At 27.3% G+C, this 18,442-nt stretch carries 21 protein-coding genes; 16 read left to right on the plus strand and 5 right to left on the minus strand.

Features of this window, described 5'->3' with window-relative positions:
• Positions 1-72: 72 nt before the first annotated feature.
• A complete protein-coding gene (locus tag ACIJYH_RS05810) occupies positions 73-1,143 on the plus strand; it encodes a site-specific DNA-methyltransferase (protein ID WP_435162669.1) in 1,071 nt (356 codons plus the stop codon).
• Here the strand turns inward: ACIJYH_RS05810 and ACIJYH_RS05815 are convergent.
• Both ACIJYH_RS05815 and ACIJYH_RS05820 read right to left on the minus strand, forming a co-directional pair.
• The gene (locus tag ACIJYH_RS05815) at positions 1,140-2,291 is read right to left on the minus strand and encodes an NAD(P)-binding protein (protein WP_435162670.1); all 1,152 of its coding nucleotides are present in this window, start codon (positions 2,289-2,291) and stop codon (positions 1,140-1,142) included. The two genes, ACIJYH_RS05810 and ACIJYH_RS05815, sit on opposite strands and share 4 nt — an antisense overlap.
• Positions 2,288-3,271 carry an A/G-specific adenine glycosylase gene (locus ACIJYH_RS05820; RefSeq protein ID WP_435162671.1) on the minus strand — a complete coding sequence of 328 codons (984 nt, stop codon included), beginning with the start codon at positions 3,269-3,271 and terminating at the stop codon, positions 2,288-2,290. Before ACIJYH_RS05820 ends, ACIJYH_RS05815 begins: the two co-directional genes overlap by 4 nt.
• Between ACIJYH_RS05820 and ACIJYH_RS05825 the strand changes: the two genes are divergently transcribed.
• Genes ACIJYH_RS05825 through rnhA form a run of 15 tightly spaced genes read left to right on the plus strand, consistent with a single transcriptional unit; the run spans position 3,272 to position 15,937 of the window.
• Positions 3,272-3,760, plus strand: coding sequence for a DUF721 domain-containing protein (locus ACIJYH_RS05825; RefSeq protein WP_435162672.1), 489 nt, complete (start codon positions 3,272-3,274; stop codon positions 3,758-3,760).
• A complete protein-coding gene (locus ACIJYH_RS05830; RefSeq protein WP_435162673.1) occupies positions 3,757-4,335 on the plus strand; it encodes a thioredoxin domain-containing protein in 579 nt (192 codons plus the stop codon). The genes ACIJYH_RS05825 and ACIJYH_RS05830 overlap by 4 nt, the downstream gene beginning before the upstream one ends.
• An 8-nt stretch (positions 4,336-4,343) precedes the next feature.
• Positions 4,344-6,917 carry a chromosome segregation SMC family protein gene (locus ACIJYH_RS05835; protein ID WP_435162674.1) on the plus strand — a complete coding sequence of 858 codons (2,574 nt, stop codon included), beginning with the start codon at positions 4,344-4,346 and terminating at the stop codon, positions 6,915-6,917.
• A gap of 9 nt (positions 6,918-6,926) precedes the next feature.
• Positions 6,927-7,202 carry an AtpZ/AtpI family protein gene (locus tag ACIJYH_RS05840; protein WP_435087959.1) on the plus strand — a complete coding sequence of 92 codons (276 nt, stop codon included), beginning with the start codon at positions 6,927-6,929 and terminating at the stop codon, positions 7,200-7,202.
• 10 nt (positions 7,203-7,212) lie between these two features.
• Positions 7,213-7,944: a F0F1 ATP synthase subunit A gene (locus tag ACIJYH_RS05845; protein WP_435087961.1), complete on the plus strand. Its 732-nt coding sequence runs from the start codon at positions 7,213-7,215 to the stop codon at positions 7,942-7,944.
• A gap of 18 nt (positions 7,945-7,962) precedes the next feature.
• Entirely contained in the window at positions 7,963-8,190 is a 228-nt protein-coding gene (locus tag ACIJYH_RS05850; protein WP_006997791.1) for a F0F1 ATP synthase subunit C, read from the plus strand.
• Positions 8,191-8,195: 5 nt separating this feature from the next.
• A complete protein-coding gene (locus ACIJYH_RS05855) occupies positions 8,196-8,786 on the plus strand; it encodes a F0F1 ATP synthase subunit B family protein (protein ID WP_435162675.1) in 591 nt (196 codons plus the stop codon).
• The gene (locus ACIJYH_RS05860) at positions 8,743-9,273 is read left to right on the plus strand and encodes a F0F1 ATP synthase subunit B family protein (protein ID WP_435162676.1); all 531 of its coding nucleotides are present in this window, start codon (positions 8,743-8,745) and stop codon (positions 9,271-9,273) included. Before ACIJYH_RS05855 ends, ACIJYH_RS05860 begins: the two co-directional genes overlap by 44 nt.
• 39 nt (positions 9,274-9,312) lie before the next feature.
• Positions 9,313-10,773 carry a phytoene desaturase family protein gene (crtI, locus tag ACIJYH_RS05865; RefSeq protein WP_435162677.1) on the plus strand — a complete coding sequence of 487 codons (1,461 nt, stop codon included), beginning with the start codon at positions 9,313-9,315 and terminating at the stop codon, positions 10,771-10,773.
• Entirely contained in the window at positions 10,773-11,624 is an 852-nt protein-coding gene (locus ACIJYH_RS05870; RefSeq protein WP_435162678.1) for a phytoene/squalene synthase family protein, read from the plus strand. The genes crtI and ACIJYH_RS05870 overlap by 1 nt, the downstream gene beginning before the upstream one ends.
• Complete coding sequence (locus ACIJYH_RS05875) at positions 11,611-12,675, plus strand: lycopene cyclase family protein (protein WP_435162679.1); 1,065 nt, start codon at positions 11,611-11,613, stop codon at positions 12,673-12,675. Before ACIJYH_RS05870 ends, ACIJYH_RS05875 begins: the two co-directional genes overlap by 14 nt.
• A gap of 1 nt (position 12,676) precedes the next feature.
• Positions 12,677-13,612: a Brp/Blh family beta-carotene 15,15'-dioxygenase gene (locus tag ACIJYH_RS05880; RefSeq protein WP_435162680.1), complete on the plus strand. Its 936-nt coding sequence runs from the start codon at positions 12,677-12,679 to the stop codon at positions 13,610-13,612.
• Positions 13,602-14,546 carry a 4-hydroxy-3-methylbut-2-enyl diphosphate reductase gene (ispH, locus tag ACIJYH_RS05885; protein WP_435162681.1) on the plus strand — a complete coding sequence of 315 codons (945 nt, stop codon included), beginning with the start codon at positions 13,602-13,604 and terminating at the stop codon, positions 14,544-14,546. Before ACIJYH_RS05880 ends, ispH begins: the two co-directional genes overlap by 11 nt.
• Positions 14,547-15,512, plus strand: a complete 966-nt coding sequence (locus ACIJYH_RS05890) for a homoserine kinase (protein ID WP_435162682.1) — start codon at positions 14,547-14,549, stop codon at positions 15,510-15,512. It abuts the gene before it with no gap.
• On the plus strand, positions 15,512-15,937 hold the full coding sequence (gene rnhA / locus ACIJYH_RS05895) for a ribonuclease HI (protein WP_435162683.1): 426 nt from the start codon (positions 15,512-15,514) through the stop codon (positions 15,935-15,937). Before ACIJYH_RS05890 ends, rnhA begins: the two co-directional genes overlap by 1 nt.
• On the opposite strand, the gene ACIJYH_RS05900 is transcribed toward rnhA, so the two are convergent.
• Genes ACIJYH_RS05900 through ACIJYH_RS05910 form a run of 3 tightly spaced genes read right to left on the minus strand, consistent with a single transcriptional unit; the run spans position 15,929 to position 18,438 of the window.
• Positions 15,929-16,414 carry a peroxiredoxin gene (locus ACIJYH_RS05900; RefSeq protein ID WP_435087980.1) on the minus strand — a complete coding sequence of 162 codons (486 nt, stop codon included), beginning with the start codon at positions 16,412-16,414 and terminating at the stop codon, positions 15,929-15,931. The two genes, rnhA and ACIJYH_RS05900, sit on opposite strands and share 9 nt — an antisense overlap.
• Positions 16,414-17,784 carry a threonine synthase gene (gene thrC, locus ACIJYH_RS05905; RefSeq protein WP_435162684.1) on the minus strand — a complete coding sequence of 457 codons (1,371 nt, stop codon included), beginning with the start codon at positions 17,782-17,784 and terminating at the stop codon, positions 16,414-16,416. The genes ACIJYH_RS05900 and thrC overlap by 1 nt, the downstream gene beginning before the upstream one ends.
• Positions 17,785-18,438, minus strand: coding sequence for an SURF1 family protein (locus tag ACIJYH_RS05910; RefSeq protein WP_435162685.1), 654 nt, complete (start codon positions 18,436-18,438; stop codon positions 17,785-17,787).
• Positions 18,439-18,442: the final 4 nt, after the last annotated feature.

Genomic DNA, 18,442 nt, shown 5'->3' on the forward strand with positions numbered 1-18,442 from the left:
ACAAAACGAATCCAAATAATTCAATCTCAGGTTGACGCTGGAATCCATTTGGAGTCTAATTATTTTATATAAATGAATACTGAATTCAAAAATAAAATTGTTAATGGAGATAGTCTTGAGGAGTTAAAAAATATTCCAAGCGAAACTTTTGATCTAATTTTTGCAGATCCTCCATATAATTTACAATTAAAAAATGAATTAATTAGACCAGATAGATCTAAAGTTAGCGCTGTGAACGATAAGTGGGATCAATTTAAAAATTTTAAGAAATATGATGAATTTACATATGCTTGGCTAGCAGAGTGTAAAAGAATTTTAAAAAAGGATGGAGCGCTATGGGTGATAGGAAGCTATCATAATATATTTAGAGTAGGAACAGCAATTCAAAATCTAGGATTTTGGATATTAAACGATGTCATTTGGAATAAAAATAATCCAATGCCTAATTTTAGAGGAACGCGTTTTACTAATGCTCATGAAACCTTAATTTGGGCATCTAAGAGTGAAAAATCAAAATATACTTTTAACTATCAGTCTTTAAAATGTTTAAACGATGATCTTCAAATGAGATCTAACTGGAATCTGCCAATTTGCAATGGAACTGAAAGATTAAAAAAAAATGGAAAAAAAGTACATTCAACACAGAAACCAGAGGCACTATTACATAGAGTTTTACTCGCTTCATCAAATAAAGATGATTTAATTTTAGATCCTTTTTTAGGGTCAGGTACAACAGCAACAGTTGCAAAAAAATTGGGTAGAAATTATTACGGTATAGAAAAAGAAAAAACATATTTTAAAGCTGCCAAACAAAGATTAAAAAATACCAAACCTATTGAGGATGATTTCTTAGATACTTTGAAAAATAATAGATCTAAACCAAGAATACCTTTTGGTTCATTAGTAGAGCTAGGTATAATTAAACCAGGTACAAATATTTTTGATAACAAAAAAAAAATTACTGCGAGAATAATGGTTGATGGAAGCATTAAGCATAATCAAGCAGAAGGATCTATTCATAAAGTTGCGGCAACTATTTTAGGTGCAGAAAGTTGCAATGGTTGGACTTATTGGCATTGTGATATTAACGGAAGAACCTATCCAATTGATTATTTAAGACAACGATTAATTTCTAAAAATTAATTTTTATAAATTCTACCTAAATAATTTTCCAAGAATCTCTTATTTTTAGTTAATATCTTTAAGCTAATATTTCTTAAAAAGACTATGACTGGGTTAGATAAGTGAAAAGCAAATTGATTTAATTTTGATCTATTATTAATCATTTTAACTTTTAAAATTCTATTATCATAAAAATTATTTTTATTATTTGTGATACAGTCAAACAACTCTGAACCACATTCAATCGATTGAGAAGCACCTTGTGCAAATGAAGGTGGAAAAGCATAAAATGCATCACCAATTAAGAAAATATTTTTCCCAGGTTTAACAAAACCTTTGCTTACAAATATTGGAAAACATTTAATATTTGTAAGATGATCTAAAATAGTTGAGGAAGTTTTGCTTTGTAAATTGTCTTTAATACCTTCAAAGAAAGTCACATCTTTAAAAAGACTATAATTTTCAAGCTCATTTGCTGTTAATTTATACTTTAAAACTCCAATAAAATTGAATGCTTCATTATTGTTATTAACCGGATAAATTACATAATGAAAATTATGACCCATAAATAAAGAAATATTTTTTTCATTTAACTCATTGAGTTTATTTCTTGAGATATTTCCTCTAATCGCAATGGAATTATTAAAAACTGGTTTTATTTTATTGTCAGAAATTAATGATTTTCCTTTAGAAAAAACACCATCAGAAATAATTAAATGATCACAAATTACTTTGTTATTTTCGTTAAAAATTAAATTTATTTGCTCATTATTTTTTTCAATTTTTGAAATATTATGATTATATTTTAATAAATTAATATCCAGCCTATCCTTTAAAAATTTAATTAATTTAGATCTCTTAAGTGCTGTATACTTGCAATCTTCAGAATTAAATTCTGAAATGTTAAGATCACATATTTTTTTTTGTTGCTTAAGTTCATAAAAATCAATTTTTTCTGGGTTAAATTTGTCTTTATTGTCTAAAGAATTAAATCCAATTCTGTTGAGAAGCTTAATGCTGTTATTAGATAACTGTATTCCATACCCCTCATCCGATTCAATAGAACTATTTTTTTCATAAATAGTGACGTGATAATTGGGATTTTCTTTAAATAAATTTGCAATAAACAAACCTGAAATACCCGCTCCAATTATTGCAATTTTTTTCATTTATAGTTTTCCAGATAAGTAACAATTTTTTTTGTAAAAGTTGGCAAAGTGTAGTTTTTTAATTTTTTAGGATCAATCCAATAAGAAAATGGGATTGGCTTAATAATCTTATCATTTTGAATTTTAATACTCATATTCATATTAGACATTTTAAAATTTAAATTTTGTTTAAAATTTTTAGGCTTGATTAATTCCTCCATTGGAAAAATATTAAAGTTCTTTAAAAAATTAAAATTTTTGTTTTTAACTAATAGATATTTATTATCTTTTTTATAAACCTTAAGTAAAAAATATTTTTCTTTGTTTTTTTTTTTAAATTTAGACAATTTAAAATCTTTTTTTATAAATGATTTACACTTTTTTGTTATAGGGCACTTTTCACAATAAGGATTTGTGGGCTTGCATATTAATGCCCCCAATTCCATCAATGCTTGAGCATAATCACTAGCTCTAGCAGATGTGCCCAAAAAAGTTTTTTGTTTGATTAAATTTTTCTTTTCAATTTCATTTTCATTTTTTAAATAAAGATATCTTTTCAACACTCTTTCAATATTACCGTCTAAGGGAATAATAGGTTTATTGAATGCGATAGCTAAAATTGCACTTGCTGTATAATCTCCAATACCAGGAAGTGACTTAAGATCTAAAAAATTATCAGGTAAATTTTGATTAAAATCTTTAATAACTTTTTGTGCAGTTTTTTTGAGATTTTTAACTCTTGAATAATACCCAAGACCTTCCCAAAGTTTAATTAGTTTTTGATTATCGCAATTTGCTAAACTTTCTAAATTGGGAATTTCTTTAATAAATCTATTAAAATACGGAATCACTGTTGCAACTTGTGTCTGCTGCAACATAAATTCACTAACCAATGTATAATATTGTTTTTTTTTAGATGAAGTTTTTTTTCGCCAAGGTAATGATCTTTTATTTAAATCATACCAATTAAGAATTTTATTTGTTATTATCAATTCTTTCATATGCAATTTAAAGATAATACTAAGCAGAGAAATAAAACCATTCAAGGCCTAAGATCATTTAAAGACACTTTGCCAAAGAATGTAAAAAAAATCATAAATAAAAAAGGACATATTTATTCTGAAACTTTAAATAACTGGAAGTACATTGTTGGTGAGAATTTGTTTAAAGTTTGCTATCCAAAAACATTTAAAAATTCAAATAAATTTGGAGTAAGCACTTTATTGATAATGGTTAAAAGAGGTCATGAAGTTGATATGGAATATTCAAAAAAAGATATAATGGATAAAATGAATAGTTTTTTTGGTTACTCAGTAGTTGAAAAACTTAAATTTATTAGCTTTGATGATGAGCAAAAAATTTTTATTAAAACAAACACTTCTCGCCAAAATGACGCAATTAATAAATACCAAGATCAGATTAATAATGTTAAGAATGAAAAAATTAAAAAATCACTTATCGAACTAACTAAGGTCTTTAAAAAAAAATGAAAAAATTTTTAACTCTTATAATTATAATTTTTAGCACTACCTCGAGTATTAATGCAGAGGAAATAAAAAGAATATTTGTAGGCAATAAAGATGCAAAAATTACTATAATCGCGTTTGAGTCTTTGACTTGTAGTCATTGTGCAAGTTTTCACAAAGATGTATATCCCCAGCTTAAAAAAGAATATCTTGATACTGGTCTGGCTAAAATTGAATTCAGACACTTTCCATTAGATGTAGCTGCATTTAATGCCTCTAAAGTTTCACAATGTAAAAATGATGGTGATTCGGAAATTTTGAATAGTTTGTTTGCTAACCAGCAAAAATGGGTAAAGGGTAATTCTGTAGAGGAAGCAAATAAAAATCTTCAAAAATTTTTAATTAGCCAAAGTTTTGATATTAATTTTGAAAAATGCATAAATAACAAAGAAATAGAAGATTTTGTTTTAAATGATCGAATTGATGGAGTTAAAAAGTTTAAAGTAAATGCTACTCCTACGATAGTAATTAATAATAAAAAATTCGAAAAAACTCTTAATTATAAAAATTTAAAAAAAGCTCTAGAAAAACTGATATAAGTTAAGGCATGGAGTTTAAAAAAATCCAATTAAATGGATTTAAATCTTTTGCTGATAAAACGAATTTTCTAATTGAAGAGGGTTTAACTGGAATAGTGGGCCCTAATGGATGTGGAAAATCTAATATTGTTGAATCTTTAAGATGGGCTATGGGAGAAACGTCTGCAAAAAGTATGCGTGGCTCTGGCATGGAGGATGTAATATTTAATGGGACGTCGAACAAAGCTTCCAAAAACATTGCTGAAGTTTCTATTGATGTAGAAAATAAAAATAACGAAGGACCAGTTCAATACCGTGAACTTGATCAGATAAGTGTCAGAAGAAAAATAGAAAAAGACAAAGGTTCCAAGTTTTATATTAATGATAAAGAAGTAAGAGCAAGAGATGCTCAAATGTTTTTTGCTGATCTATCAACTGGCGCACACTCACCTTCAATGATTAGCCAAGGTCGTATAGGAGCCTTGGTAACTGCAAAACCAACAGATCGAAGAGCTATCTTAGAAGAAGCTGCGGGAATATCTGGGTTACATGTAAGAAGACACGAAGCTGAACTAAGGTTGGGAGCTGCAGAAAATAATCTTAAAAGAGCTGATGAACTTAGAAGACAACAGGAAAAACAATTAGCTAATCTTCAAAAACAAGCTGAGGAGGCAACAAAATATAAATTAATTACAGATGAAATTAAAAAAATAGAAGCAGGACTTTATTATTTAAAATTAATAGAAATAGACAAAGAAATACAAATAGAAAATGAAATTAATAGTGAGGCTGGAGGTGAAGTTGAGGGTTTTAATAGCAAAATATCTGAGCTGGAAAATTTAATTAAAACGGCAATAGATAAAGTTTCTCCACTTAGAGAAAAAAATATTGAAAATTTATCTAAAATTCAAAGATTAAACTTGGAACTACAAAGTTTAGATGAAGAAAATACGAGAACACAAGATGAAATTGAAGCTATTAAAAAATCTCTTCAAACCCTTGATGAAGATATCACACGAGAAAGAGGTATTATAATAGATGCAAATTCTAATGAAAAAAGACTTAAAGAAGAAAAAAGTGATTTAATAGAAGTAGATTCAAAGTATTTTGAAACTGAAAAACTATCCAATGACGAGTTAGAAGAAGCTAAAAACAAACTTAAAGAGGAACAAAAAGCTGTTGATGAAGTAGTTAACAATATTGCTGAAGGAACACTAAATATAAGCATTGGCCCAATAAAGAATGTTAAAAACTCTATTGATAGAGTTAAACAATTAATAGATAGTAATGAAATAAATCAGGCTGTTACTCTTTTAGATAGATGCAACATGGAACTTGATAACTTCTTAAATGACTTAAAAAATGAAAAATCAAGAGAAGAGTTATTAAGTGTAAATGAAAAATCACAAAATATTAAACAACTTCAAGAAAAGTACGCTGATGCATATAGTAAAAATCAATCAATCAAAAATGAGTCTATTAAACGTAATGAAAGAATTAAAACTATTGAAACTGAAATTGAAAGTTGGATAAATTTATTATCAAATTCAGAAAAAATGGTTGCAGAATTAACAGAGAGAAAAAATAAATTAACAAAACAATTAAAAGAATTAGATAATCAACCAAGTATTCAAGCTGAGAGAAAAGGTCAAATTTCTGAAAATCTAAGAATTTCTGATAAAGAAAAAATAGATAATGACAATATCATAGAAGAAACAGATCAAAAAATTGAAGCTTTAAGACTACAGCTAAATGAAATTCAAGAACAATCAATTCAAATTAGAGAACGTAAAGCAAGTTCTGGTGCAACTATTGAAGGATTACAAAAAAGAAAAAGTGATTTACTAGATAGAATTAATTCCGAACTTAGTTTAACAGAAGAAAATATTTTAGAAAATTCGAATTTAAATGGTGTTGAAGAATTACCAAATGCTGTTGATCAAGAAGATTCTTTAGATAAAAAAAAGCAAGAAAGAGAAAGTTTAGGATCAGTTAATTTAAAAGCTGACGAAGAAACAAGTAAGTATGAAGAAGAAATAAAAAAGATGGAGCAAGATCGTTCTGATCTAGTGACTGCAATCGATAAATTAAAAGATAGTATTAACGAACTTAATCAAAAAGGTAGAGAAAGATTAATAGAGGCCTTTGAAAAAGTTAATAGAAAATTTAATGAAGTGTATACTAAGCTTTTTAATGGTGGAAATGCAAAGCTTGAGTTGGTAAACTCTGACGACCCATTAGAAGCAGGCTTAGAAATGTTAGTAAGTCCTCCTGGAAAAAGACTCCAATCAATAACTTTATTATCTGGTGGAGAACAAGCTTTGACTGCTCTCTCTTTAATTTTTGCAGTTTTTTTAACTAACCCTTCTCCGATCTGCGTGTTAGATGAGGTGGATGCACCACTTGATGATGCTAACGTCACAAGATTTTGTAGCCTTCTAGAGGAGCTAATAAAGATTACAAACACAAAATTTATTATTGTAACGCACCACGCCTTGACAATGTCAAAAATGAACAGACTTTACGGGGTTACAATGCCAGAAAAAGGAATTAGCCAACTAGTAGCTGTTGATTTACAAAAAGCAGAGAGTATGGTTGCCTAAACTATACAAATGCCAAAAGATCCGTTAAAAACTCGCCTAGAGATTGCAAAAAGTAAGATTTTAAGGAAAAACTTATATAATAAAAAAGATAATCCATCATCTATTGGAACAGCCTTTAAATTAAGTACAGAATTAGTATCTGCCGTTGCCGTTGGGACAATTATTGGGTTTATTTTTGACAAGACCTTTGGTACTAAACCCTGGTTTATATTAATATTTTTTTTTGTGGGTGTCGTTGCTGGAATAACTAACGTAATTAGATCTGCAAAAAATATGCAAAAATAGATAAAATTTTATGGCAAATCCAATGACCCAATTCAATGTTCACAGAATTGGACCAGAAATTAAAGTTGGCACATTTGATATCTCATTTACAAATGCAAGTTTGTTTATGATTATTAGTTCAGTTGCTATTCTAGTTATTTTTAATCTTGGATCAAAAAAAAATTCATTGATACCAAATAAAATTCAACTTCTTGCAGAGCTTAGTTATACTTTTGTCTCTAAAATGATTAGCGATACAGCTGGTCTTAAAGCAAAACCATACTTTGCTTTTATATTTTCTCTTTTTATGTTTGTGCTCTTTTGTAACATGTTTGGAATGATACCTTACACTTTTACAGTTACAAGCCACATCATTGTTACGTTTATATTAGCTGCTTTTATATTTATTGGAGTGACAGTTATTGGATTTATGAAACATGGTTTTGGTTATTTAAAATTATTTGTACCTAGTGGAGTTCCTGCAGTACTGCTACCACTGATTGTTGTAATAGAAATAATTTCTTATTTAAGTAGACCAATTAGTTTATCAGTTAGATTGTTTGCCAACATGATGGCAGGTCATACTATGATGAAAGTTTTCGGAGGCTTTGTAATAAGTCTTGGAATAGTTGGTGGATGGCTTCCACTAAGTTTTTCGGTTGCGTTAACAGGTTTGGAGATCTTAGTTGCTTTTCTTCAGGCATATGTTTTTGCAATCTTAACCTGCATCTATTTGAATGATGCATTAAATTTACACCATTAATTAACATAGGAGGATATAATGGAATTAGAAGCAGCAAAAATGATCGGGGCAGGCTTAGCAGCAATAGCGTTGGCTGGTGCCGGTGTTGGTATTGGAATAATTTTTGGAAATTATTTGTCAGGTGCGATGAGAAATCCATCAGCAGCACAAAAACAATTTCCTAATTTGCTTTTAGGTTTTGCACTTGCAGAAGCAACAGGATTATTTGGATTAGTAGTTGCATTAATCATTCTATTTGCATTTTAAATTTGATGATTAAAAAAATATATTTTCAGTCGATATTTTTTAGCTTCCTCTTTTCTATGGAAGCTTTTGCAGCTGAAAGCGGGGGTATGCCTCAATTAAATCCTGAATTTTGGATTTCTCAGATTTTTTGGTTAACACTAACTTTTGGAATTTTGTATATAGTTTTATCAAAATTAATACTTCCTAAAATTAGTGAAAACTTAGAGTCTAGAAAATCCCAAATATTAGAAAATATTGAGGCTGCAGAGAAACAAAGAGAAAATAGTGAAGAAAAGCTGAAAGAATATGAAGAAATTGTTTCAAAAGGTAAATTTGAGGCCAAGAATATATTTAATCAAGCTAGAGAGAAAGCTTTAAAAGACATCAATGCAAAGAAAGAAGTGCTAAATAAACAGATTGATGACGAAATTGTTAAAGCAGAACAAGAAATCAAAGTACTACAAAGTGGTGCGGCTGAGAAGATCAACAAGATAGCAATAGAAACTTCATCAGAATTAATACAAAAACTTATAGGAGCTGAAGTGAACAACAGCAGTATTTCAGCAATTGTAGATGACCTATCTAAAAGAAGTGGAGACAAATATTATGGTAATTGATGCAACTTTTTGGGTAGCAGTTTCATTTGTTATTTTTTTTGGAGCCCTGATTTACCTAAAGATACCTCAAAAAATCACTGAGATGTTAGATAAAATGATATCAGATATTAAAAGTGAAATTGATGAAAGTGAAAAATTAAGAACTGAAGCAAAAACTTTACTTGATAATGCACAAAATAAATTAGATACAGCACCAAAAATTAGCAATGAAATTTTAGAAGAAGCTAAAAAAGATTCAGATAAGTTAATTATTGAATTAAATGATAAATTTCATAAATCATCCGAAATTAAAAAAAATTTAGCCAAAAATAAAATAAGTCAAATGAAGGAAGCAGCCATCAAAGAGATAAAAGATGCATCAATTAAAATTGCGGTAGACTCAGTTAAAAAAATTATTACTACCTCCATTGACAAATCTAAACTAGATACAGTATTTCAAAAAAATTTAGAAGAAACTAAAGAAGAGTTAAAAAAAATTAACTCATAATACCCTTACAATTTTTCAAAAAAACTATAAGTTGTTAAAATGAATTCTATAGTTATTGGTTCCGGATTTGGAGGAATTGCTGCAGCTCTTAGACTTAGAGCTAAAGGTCACGAGGTCACATTGGTAGAGAAACATTCTGACTTAGGAGGCAGAGCAAGGGTATTTAAAAGAAATGGTTTTACATTTGATGGTGGACCGACAGTAATTACAGCACCTTATTTAATTAATGAATTGTTTGAGCTTTTTAAAAAAGACCCTAAAGATTATATTAAAATTTCTCCGCTAAAAATTTGGTATCAATTTATTTTTGAAGACAAAATAAAATTTGATTATTCAGGAAATGAGACTGAAATGAAAAACCAAATTGAAAAGATTAGTAAAGAAGATGTGAAAGGCTATGAAAAATTAGTAAATTTTACAAAAAAAATTTTTGATAAGGGTTTTACTGAACTAGCAGATATTCCTTTTGACAAACCATTTGTAATGATGCGGCAATTACCTGCACTTTTAAAACTTAAAAGCTACAAATCTGTATATTCTTTAGTTTCGTCATATATTAAAAATGAAAGACTGAGAAGAATGCTTAGCATGCACCCTCTTTTAGTAGGAGGAAACCCTTTTACCACAACCTCTATTTATGGGCTTATTTTATATTTAGAAAAAAAATGGGGAATACATTACTCAATGGGTGGGACTGGAAATATCATTAAAGGTTATGAAAAACTAATGAGTGAAGTTGGAATAAATGTGATGAAAAAAAGTGAAGTTACTAAAATAATTTCAAAGAATGGTAAGATCTATGGAGTGCAGATAAATGGTCAATATAATTTAGAGGCTGACAATGTAATTTGTAATGCTGATCCTCCAGCTGTCTATGAAAAATTATTAAATGAAAACACTAACAATTCAATTTTATTTAATTGGAAAAAAAATAGGATGGAATATTCCATGGGATTATTTGTCTATTATTTTGGAACTAGAAAAATATATAATAACGTTGAACATCACACCATAAAGTTTGGTGACAAATATAAAGAACATCTTGACGATATATTTAATAAAAAAAAATTAAATAAGGATATTAGTTATTATTTACACAGACCAACTGCAACGGATAAATCAATGGCTCCTGAAGGTAATGATTGTTTCTATGTATTGGTCCCAGTACCTAACAATCAGTCGGGAATTGATTGGGATATAGAGGGTGAAAAAATGAAAAGTTTAATTATTGATAAGATGGAAAAAGATTTAATGCCAAATCTTCGAGAAAATATTATAGAAGATTTTTACTTAACACCAAATTACTTTGAAAAAGATTTAAATACTAAATTTGGTTCTGGTTTTTCCATTCAACCAAAATTTACTCAATCAGCCTACTTCAGATTTCATAATAAATCAGAGATATATAATGGTCTTTACTTTGTTGGAGCAGGTACACATCCAGGTGCGGGAGTACCAGGTGTCTTGTCTTCCGCAAAGGTATTAGATAAAATCTTATAATGTCTAGCCGAAGTTATTTATCGCTATATGCAAAATCTTTCAATTGGGCAGGTTTTTTTTTACCAAAACAAACTTATTTAAAATGCTCAGCTTTGTATGATTTTTGTAGAGTAGCTGATAATATTGCTGATAACAATGACCCAATTAGAGAGAAAAAAATAAAATTTTTAGAATTTAAAAATAACTTTTATAATAAGAAATTTGATGACCCTATTATAAAGAATATGTGGGGGCTTATAAGTGAATTTAATATACCCTTAAAGGTAGTTCATGATTTATTAGATGGGATTAACTCTGACATCCAAGAAAATATAAAGCTAGATAAAAAAAAAGATTTACTAATCTATTCCTACAGAGTTGCAGGAACAGTGGGTTTGATGATGGCTAAAATTCTAAAAGTAAATGAAAAAAACTCGTTAAAATCAGCTATTGACCTTGGCATAGCTATGCAATTAACAAACATATCCAGAGATGTTGTTGAAGATCTAAATAATGGAAGATCCTATATAAATTTAGATTTTGAAGAAATTAAATCTACAATACAACTTGCTGAAAATTATTATGAAAATTCGTTCTACTCAATTCAAAAAATTCCATTCAGCTTACGTTTTGCTATTTTAGTTGCGAGGAGAGTTTATAGAAAAATTGGATATAAAATTCTAAATAAAAAAAATTTAAATAATTATAAAAGATCAGGTAAAATTTATGTATCCAATCTTGAAAAAATAATTGAAACTCTTTATTCTTTACTGGATCTAATTAAATTATTTTTGATTAATAAAAGTGATGATGATATTCAACATAATCATTTTTTAATTAATGAAGAAATAAATTTAGATGAAAGAATTTGATTATATAATTATTGGGGGTGGTTGCGCAGGCTTATCGCTTGCCTATGAATTAAATTTGCACCAAAAATTAAAGAATAAAACTTTAGCAATTATTGAACCAAGAGATAATTATAAAAAAGACAAAACTTGGTCTTTTTGGAAAATTTTTTCCCATAATTTTGAAGATTGTATTAAAAAAAGTTGGAATAATTTTACTATCAATATTCCTAATCATACAAAATATATTGACTGTAACAATGCGCCCTATCAAACGATTGATAGTGGTTTATTTTATGAAAAAATAGTTAATTCTTTGAGGCAAAATAATAATATTCATTTTTTTAAAAATATGAATGAAATCAATAAAAATAATTCATTTATATTTAATAGTGTTGCGGATGTAACAGAAGATAAGGGTAATTTATGGCAACACTTTTCGGGTTTTGAAATAGAAACAAATAAAGAGTTCTTTGATGAAGAAATCTTTAACCTAATGGATTTTGATTGTGATCAAAAAAATAATGTGCATTTTTTTTATACACTTCCATATTCAAAAAAAAAAGCTCTTGTCGAAACTACCTGGATTTCAGATTTAAAAAATACATCTATTCAAGATTATGATGATCAACTAACCCATTATATTAAGAACAATTTAAAAATAAAAGATTACAAAATTAATTTTAAAGAATTGGGTGCTATACCTTTGTTTAATATGAATAATAATAAAAAAAACAATCAAATCAATATTGGAACTGCAGGAGGAATGACTAGATTAAGCACTGGATACACATTTCTTAATATTCAAGAGCACTCTAAATATATAAGAAATAATTTGGACAATATTCAAAGTGCCAATTTGTTTACGCTCAATAAGAAATATGAATTTTTAGATAATATTTTTCTTAAAGTTTTAAGAAATAACCCACAAGATATGGGTCAAATTTTTTTTAAAATGTTTAACTGCTCTCCTAGAACGGTAATCAATTTTTTATCAAATAAAAGTAGTGTTTTAGAAGATCTTTCAATTATCTCTAAAATGCCAAAATTAAAATTTTTAAAAGAAATGTTTTGATATGATTAATGAAATAAAAAAAATAAATTTAAATCATTCTTTTATTTTTTTTTTATTTTGTAACATTATTTCAATAATAGTTTTTAAAACTAATAATTTTTCTATCTCACCTATAGTATGCCTAATACTTATCTTAATTATTGGTGTTTCTCATGGGTCGCTTGATCACATTAAAGGAAGAAAGCTATTAAAAATTTTTGATATCAACAAAATGTCATTTTTTTATCTAGCATACATTTTATTCGTTATTTTTATAATTATTGCATGGGTATTGGTGCCAACGATTTCTTTATTAGTTTTCTTAATCTTTGCTTCTTATCATTTTGGTAAAGAAGATACCCAATTTCTAATGGAAAAAAATTCTATAAAAAATCAATTTTTGTATTTTCTTAAAGGATCTTTGGTCATTTTAGCTCCAATGTTTTTTCACTTTGACGAAACAGTTGCGATATACAAATTTTTATTTATTGAAAATGAGTCATTTTATTTAACATTGGATTATATAGAAAGTAATAATATATTATTGATTGGAATTATATTAAGCACTTTATCAAGTGTTTTTTTATTTATTAAAAAATTTGAAATAAAAAAATTTGCTATTTTTTTAGATTTCTTTTCAATCATAATAATAAATTATTATTTTTCACCATTAATAGCATTTACAATTTATTTTTGTTTTTTGCACTCAATCAGACATAGTATTTCTTTAATTCATGAAATAGATAATTTTAACTTTAATAATGGTCTAAAGATTTTTTTAAAAAAGGCTCTTCCACTAACAATTTTGACAGCTATTCTGTGCTTAATAAGTGTATTTTTTTTAAACAATAGTCACAGTTTAAACAGTTCAATTTATAAAGTAATATTTATAGGTTTGGCGTCCTTAACCTTTCCTCATATATTGCTTGAATATTTATTAGAAAAAAATGAAAAATAAAGAAATCAAAATATTACTATCAGCACCCCGAGGATTTTGTGCAGGAGTTGAAAGAGCTATTGAAATTGTTGAAAAATCAATTCAAAAATATGGAGCACCTGTTTATGTGCGTCATGAAATAGTTCATAATAAATTTGTTGTCGATGACTTAAAAAAAAGGGGCGCTATATTTGTTGAAGAACTCGAAGAAATTCAAGATAAATCAAGGCCAGTTATTTTTTCAGCCCATGGAGTGCCAAAGAAAATACCTGCGGATGCTAAAAATTATAATATGACTTATATAGATGCAACTTGTCCTTTAGTTTCAAAAGTTCATAGAGAGGCCGAAAATCTTAATAAAGCTGGTTACCATATAATTTTAATTGGTCATGAAAACCATCCAGAAGTCGTAGGAACAATGGGTCAATTACCTAGTGGCTCAATCGAACTTATACAAAATGAAATAGAAGCAAAAAATTATAATAATAAAAGTAATAAAAAGATAGCATTTGTTACTCAAACCACTTTATCTGTAGATGATACAAAAGATATAATTCAAATTTTAAAAAGTAGATTTAAAGATATACAGGAACCTAAAAAGGAAGATATTTGTTATGCCACAACCAATAGGCAAATGGCTGTTAAAAATATTGCAAAACAATGTGATATGTTTTTTATAATAGGCAGTAGAAATTCTTCAAACTCTGTAAGACTTGTGGAGGTTGCCAAAAAATCTGGTTGTGAAAATTCAAGGTTAATTCATTCAGAAAGTAAAATACCTTATAATGAAATACAAAATTCAAATACAATAGGTATTTCATCTGGTGCTTCTGCACCTGAAATATTGGTAAATAACTTTATCGATGATTTAAGAAATAGATTTACTATCAAAATAAATGAAATAGAAATAATTAAAGAAAACGTAGTATTTAAAATTCCAAAAAAATTAAATTAAATGGCTGTTTATACAAAGATTAATAAAAGAGATATTTCTTCAATAAATAATCAGTTTGAAATAGGAAAAATTATCAATTTCAATGGAATTACAAAAGGAATTGAAAATACAAATTACTTATTAAAAACTAAAAAAAATAAATTTATTTTAACAATTTTTGAAAAAAGAGTTTCAAATAAAGAAATACCATTCTTTATGAGATTAATGGAAATTTTGCATAGTTCGAATATTAACTGTCCAAAACCTCTTAAAAACAAAAATGGCTCATATTTGATTAAATTGAGAAATAAAACTGCATGTGTTGTTTCTTTTTTAAATGGTAAAGACAAAATTAAACTTAATTCGAAAAATTGCTTTGCAGTAGGCAAAATGATAGCAAAAATTCATCAAGCTACCAAGAACATTAAAATATCTAGAAAAAATTCTATGGGTATTAAAGAATTGGGACCATTATTAAAAAGTATAAAATTCAAATCAAAGAAATTTTCTAACTTAGAAAAATTTTTAACAAATAATTTGAATGACATTAAAAAAAATTGGCCTTTGGGACTTCCTAAAGGAATAATACATGGAGATTTATTTATAGATAATATTTTTTTTAAAAAAAATAAATTGTCTGGAGTAATTGATTTCTATTTTGCTGCAAATGATATTTTTATGTATGAAATTGCTATTTGCATCAACGCTTTATGCTTCGATCAAAAAAATTCAAAATTTAAGTTAAATAAAAAAAAAATTAGTGAATTAATAAAAGGTTATGAGAGTGTGAAAAAAATTTCATATAAAGAAAAAAAATCATTAAACATATTATGTAGAGGTGCTGCAATTAGATATCTTTTAACCCGGCTATTTGACTATTCTAATACTCCTAAAACAGCATTGATAAAAATTAAAGATCCTAACGAATATTATCAAAAACTTATTACACATAACAATTTAAATTCATACAAAGATTATTTAATTTAATGATTGAAATCTATACAGACGGTTCTTGCTTAACAAATCCTGGAAATGGTGGATGGGCTGCAATCATAATTGAAGATGGTAAAATTAAAAAAATTAGTGGTAATGAAAAAAAAACAACAAATAACAGAATGGAATTATTAGCTCCTATTAATGCATTAAAAGAAATGAATTCTGAGTCACAAATCTCTATTTATACAGACTCTCAGTATGTAAAGCTTGGGATAACTCAATGGATTAATAAATGGATAATTAATAATTGGCAAACATCTAAAAAAGAGGATGTAAAAAATAAAGATTTGTGGGTCGAATTATTTAATTTAAATAAATCTTTAAATGTTAAATGGAACTGGGTTAAAGCTCATGCTGGAAATACCATGAATGAAGAGGTTGACCTATTAGCCAAAAAAGCTGCAAATTTAGACTAGTTGAATAAAATTTTCAGCAGCAGAGACTTCGCAAGAACCAGCATCATCTTCTTCCTTTAATTTAACTACCTTTAAATTGTCTACTAACATCGTGTACCTATTAGATCTAATACCTAGCCCTCTTGCACTTTTATCAACATCTGCTCCAATTGCTTTGGTAAAATTCAAAAAAGGATCACCAATCATTAAGATTTTATCACCAACACTGTGCTCTTTACCCCATGCATTCATTACAAATGGGTCATTAACTGAAATACAAATTATATGGTCAATTCCTTTTTCTTTATATTTCTCAAACATCTTAACGTAACCTGGCAAATGTTTTGCCGAGCATACTGAAGTGTAAGCACCTGGTAGACCAAAAATAACCACTTTTTTATCTTTTAAAAATTCTTGTGTATTTTTCTTAACAGGATTTCCATTCTCCATAATAAAAATTTCAGAATTTGGAACTTGATCATTTTCTTTTATATTCATTAAATTCTTTCTTTTATGTGTTGTTTTACATATTCAACGTTATTTTCAATAATATCATAATTTTCTTTTTCATCCATAACAAACATTAATTCTTTAGGAAGCTCTGCTTTTAAATTTATAGCTTTTTTAATTGCATCTGGAAATTTACTGGGATGCGCTGTTGCTAAAACTATATTATTTCCATTTAAGTTTATTTTATCAAAAGCACCGTAGCCTATTGCAGTATGTGGATCTAATACAATATTGTATTTTTCATAAACTTCTTCAATAGTTTTTAGAACTTCTTCCTCACTCATTCGTGAAGATAAAAAATTAATACTAATTTTATCTAATTTATTTTGATCAATTATATATTTTCCTTTTTCTCTAATATTTTTCATAACGTCTATTGTTTGTGAATCATCACAATCATTTAAATCGTAGAGCAATCTCTCAAAATTACTTGCAACTTGTATATCCATACTAGGAGACAGTGTTTCAGAAACATTTTCCACTTCATAACTACCTTTTGAAATAGCTCTGTGTAAAATGTCATTTTGATTAGTTGCTACTATCAATTTATTAATTGGAAGTCCCATTTTTTTAGCAAGATATCCAGCATAAACATCACCAAAATTTCCTGTTGGAACTGAAAAATTTATTGGTTGTTTGTTATCTTCAATTAAAAAATAACTATAAAAGTAATATACACTTTGAGCTATTATACGTGCCCAGTTAATTGAATTTACACCTGACATTTTAATATCACTTGAAAAATTTTTATCAGCGAACATTGTTTTAACTAAATTTTGACAGTCATCAAAATTTCCTTTGATGGCGATGTTGAAAACATTTTTATCTTTTCCTGTAGTCATCAATTTTCTTTGAACGGGTGACACTTTATTATGTGGGTGAAGTACAAAAATATTCACGTTTTTTTTGCCTTTAATGGCATCTATAGCTGCAGCCCCTGTATCTCCTGAGGTTGCCACAACAATATTAAGTTTCTCGTTTTGATTATTTAAATAATATTCATAGAAATTACCTAAAAGTTGCATTGCAATATCTTTAAAGGCTAATGTAGGGCCATGAAATAATTCAAGAACAGATCGATCTCCAACTTTTACAAAATTAACAACATTTTTTTTTCTAAAAACTGAATAAGATTGATCTACAATTTTACCCAAATCATTTTCAGTCATAAAACTTCCAATAAATGGATAAATAAGTTTCTTTGCTAATTCATTGTACTCAAGGTTTTTAAGTTCATTAACATCAACTTTATGGAGAGATCTAGGCACAAATAAACCCCCATCATCAGCAAGCCCTTTTACAAAAACATCCCTGAATTCAAAGACTTTTTTACTGTTTCTTGTGCTTATATATTCCATCTAATAATTTTTTTTTCTAAAATATAGATATATTAAAAGAATTGAAATCGCCATTGAAAACCAGGTAATCGCATACTTTTTATGATTGTTCGAAATATTAGCTGTAATCACTTTCGGTTTCGGTAGCTGATAGTCACCATTTAAATAGATAATATATTTTGAAAATTTTTTACCTGTATATTTAAAAATATCATCTCTATCTAATGTGAACCAATAATTTTTTCCAATATCATTTTTAGGTTTAAAAAAATTTGCTTTAGTTTGGTTCTTTAATGTTCCAATAATGTTGTTTTGATTAATTAAATTAATCTCAGGTTTTTCTTTTTTATCAAAAGGTATCCAGCCTCTATTAATTAAATAATCTTTATTATCAATTATAATGGGATTAATTACTTCAAACCCAGGTTTACCACTTTCATTTAAATTATATAAATAAATTTGTTTTTCAAAATTTATATTCCCAGATGTTTTTATTCTTAGATAATTTTTTTTCTCACCACTTGATAGTTTAACTGGTTTATTTTTTAATGAGCCTTCAATTTGTTTTATTAAATCTAATTTCCAAGTTAATCTATATAGCTGCCATGACCCTAGTGACAAAAGAACCAGGATTATAAAATAAACAAATACTGAAAATAATAACTTATTCTTCAAGGAC

Source organism: Candidatus Pelagibacter bacterium nBUS_25 (assembly GCF_051200975.1).
Classification (GTDB): Bacteria; Pseudomonadota; Alphaproteobacteria; order Pelagibacterales; family Pelagibacteraceae; genus Pelagibacter.

Bases quoted from the DNA above. Each gene is read 5' to 3' on its own strand.
- ACIJYH_RS05820 (WP_435162671.1), bottom strand. From the start codon at position 3,271: ATGAAAGAATTGATAATAACAAATAAAATTCTTAATTGGTATGATTTA.
- ACIJYH_RS05870 (WP_435162678.1), top strand. From the start codon at position 10,773: ATGTCTAGCCGAAGTTATTTATCGCTATATGCAAAATCTTTCAATTGG.
- ACIJYH_RS05810 (WP_435162669.1), top strand. From the start codon at position 73: ATGAATACTGAATTCAAAAATAAAATTGTTAATGGAGATAGTCTTGAG.
- ACIJYH_RS05840 (WP_435087959.1), top strand. From the start codon at position 6,927: ATGCCAAAAGATCCGTTAAAAACTCGCCTAGAGATTGCAAAAAGTAAG.
- crtI (WP_435162677.1), top strand. From the start codon at position 9,313: ATGAATTCTATAGTTATTGGTTCCGGATTTGGAGGAATTGCTGCAGCT.
- thrC (WP_435162684.1), bottom strand. From the start codon at position 17,784: ATGGAATATATAAGCACAAGAAACAGTAAAAAAGTCTTTGAATTCAGG.
- ACIJYH_RS05835 (WP_435162674.1), top strand. From the start codon at position 4,344: ATGGAGTTTAAAAAAATCCAATTAAATGGATTTAAATCTTTTGCTGAT.
- rnhA (WP_435162683.1), top strand. From the start codon at position 15,512: ATGATTGAAATCTATACAGACGGTTCTTGCTTAACAAATCCTGGAAAT.
- ACIJYH_RS05860 (WP_435162676.1), top strand. From the start codon at position 8,743: ATGACCTATCTAAAAGAAGTGGAGACAAATATTATGGTAATTGATGCA.
- ACIJYH_RS05880 (WP_435162680.1), top strand. From the start codon at position 12,677: ATGATTAATGAAATAAAAAAAATAAATTTAAATCATTCTTTTATTTTT.
- ACIJYH_RS05845 (WP_435087961.1), top strand. From the start codon at position 7,213: ATGGCAAATCCAATGACCCAATTCAATGTTCACAGAATTGGACCAGAA.
- ACIJYH_RS05855 (WP_435162675.1), top strand. From the start codon at position 8,196: ATGATTAAAAAAATATATTTTCAGTCGATATTTTTTAGCTTCCTCTTT.
- ACIJYH_RS05825 (WP_435162672.1), top strand. From the start codon at position 3,272: ATGCAATTTAAAGATAATACTAAGCAGAGAAATAAAACCATTCAAGGC.
- ACIJYH_RS05900 (WP_435087980.1), bottom strand. From the start codon at position 16,414: ATGAATATAAAAGAAAATGATCAAGTTCCAAATTCTGAAATTTTTATT.
- ACIJYH_RS05850 (WP_006997791.1), top strand. From the start codon at position 7,963: ATGGAATTAGAAGCAGCAAAAATGATCGGGGCAGGCTTAGCAGCAATA.
- ispH (WP_435162681.1), top strand. From the start codon at position 13,602: ATGAAAAATAAAGAAATCAAAATATTACTATCAGCACCCCGAGGATTT.
- ACIJYH_RS05830 (WP_435162673.1), top strand. From the start codon at position 3,757: ATGAAAAAATTTTTAACTCTTATAATTATAATTTTTAGCACTACCTCG.
- ACIJYH_RS05890 (WP_435162682.1), top strand. From the start codon at position 14,547: ATGGCTGTTTATACAAAGATTAATAAAAGAGATATTTCTTCAATAAAT.
- ACIJYH_RS05815 (WP_435162670.1), bottom strand. From the start codon at position 2,291: ATGAAAAAAATTGCAATAATTGGAGCGGGTATTTCAGGTTTGTTTATT.
- ACIJYH_RS05875 (WP_435162679.1), top strand. From the start codon at position 11,611: ATGAAAGAATTTGATTATATAATTATTGGGGGTGGTTGCGCAGGCTTA.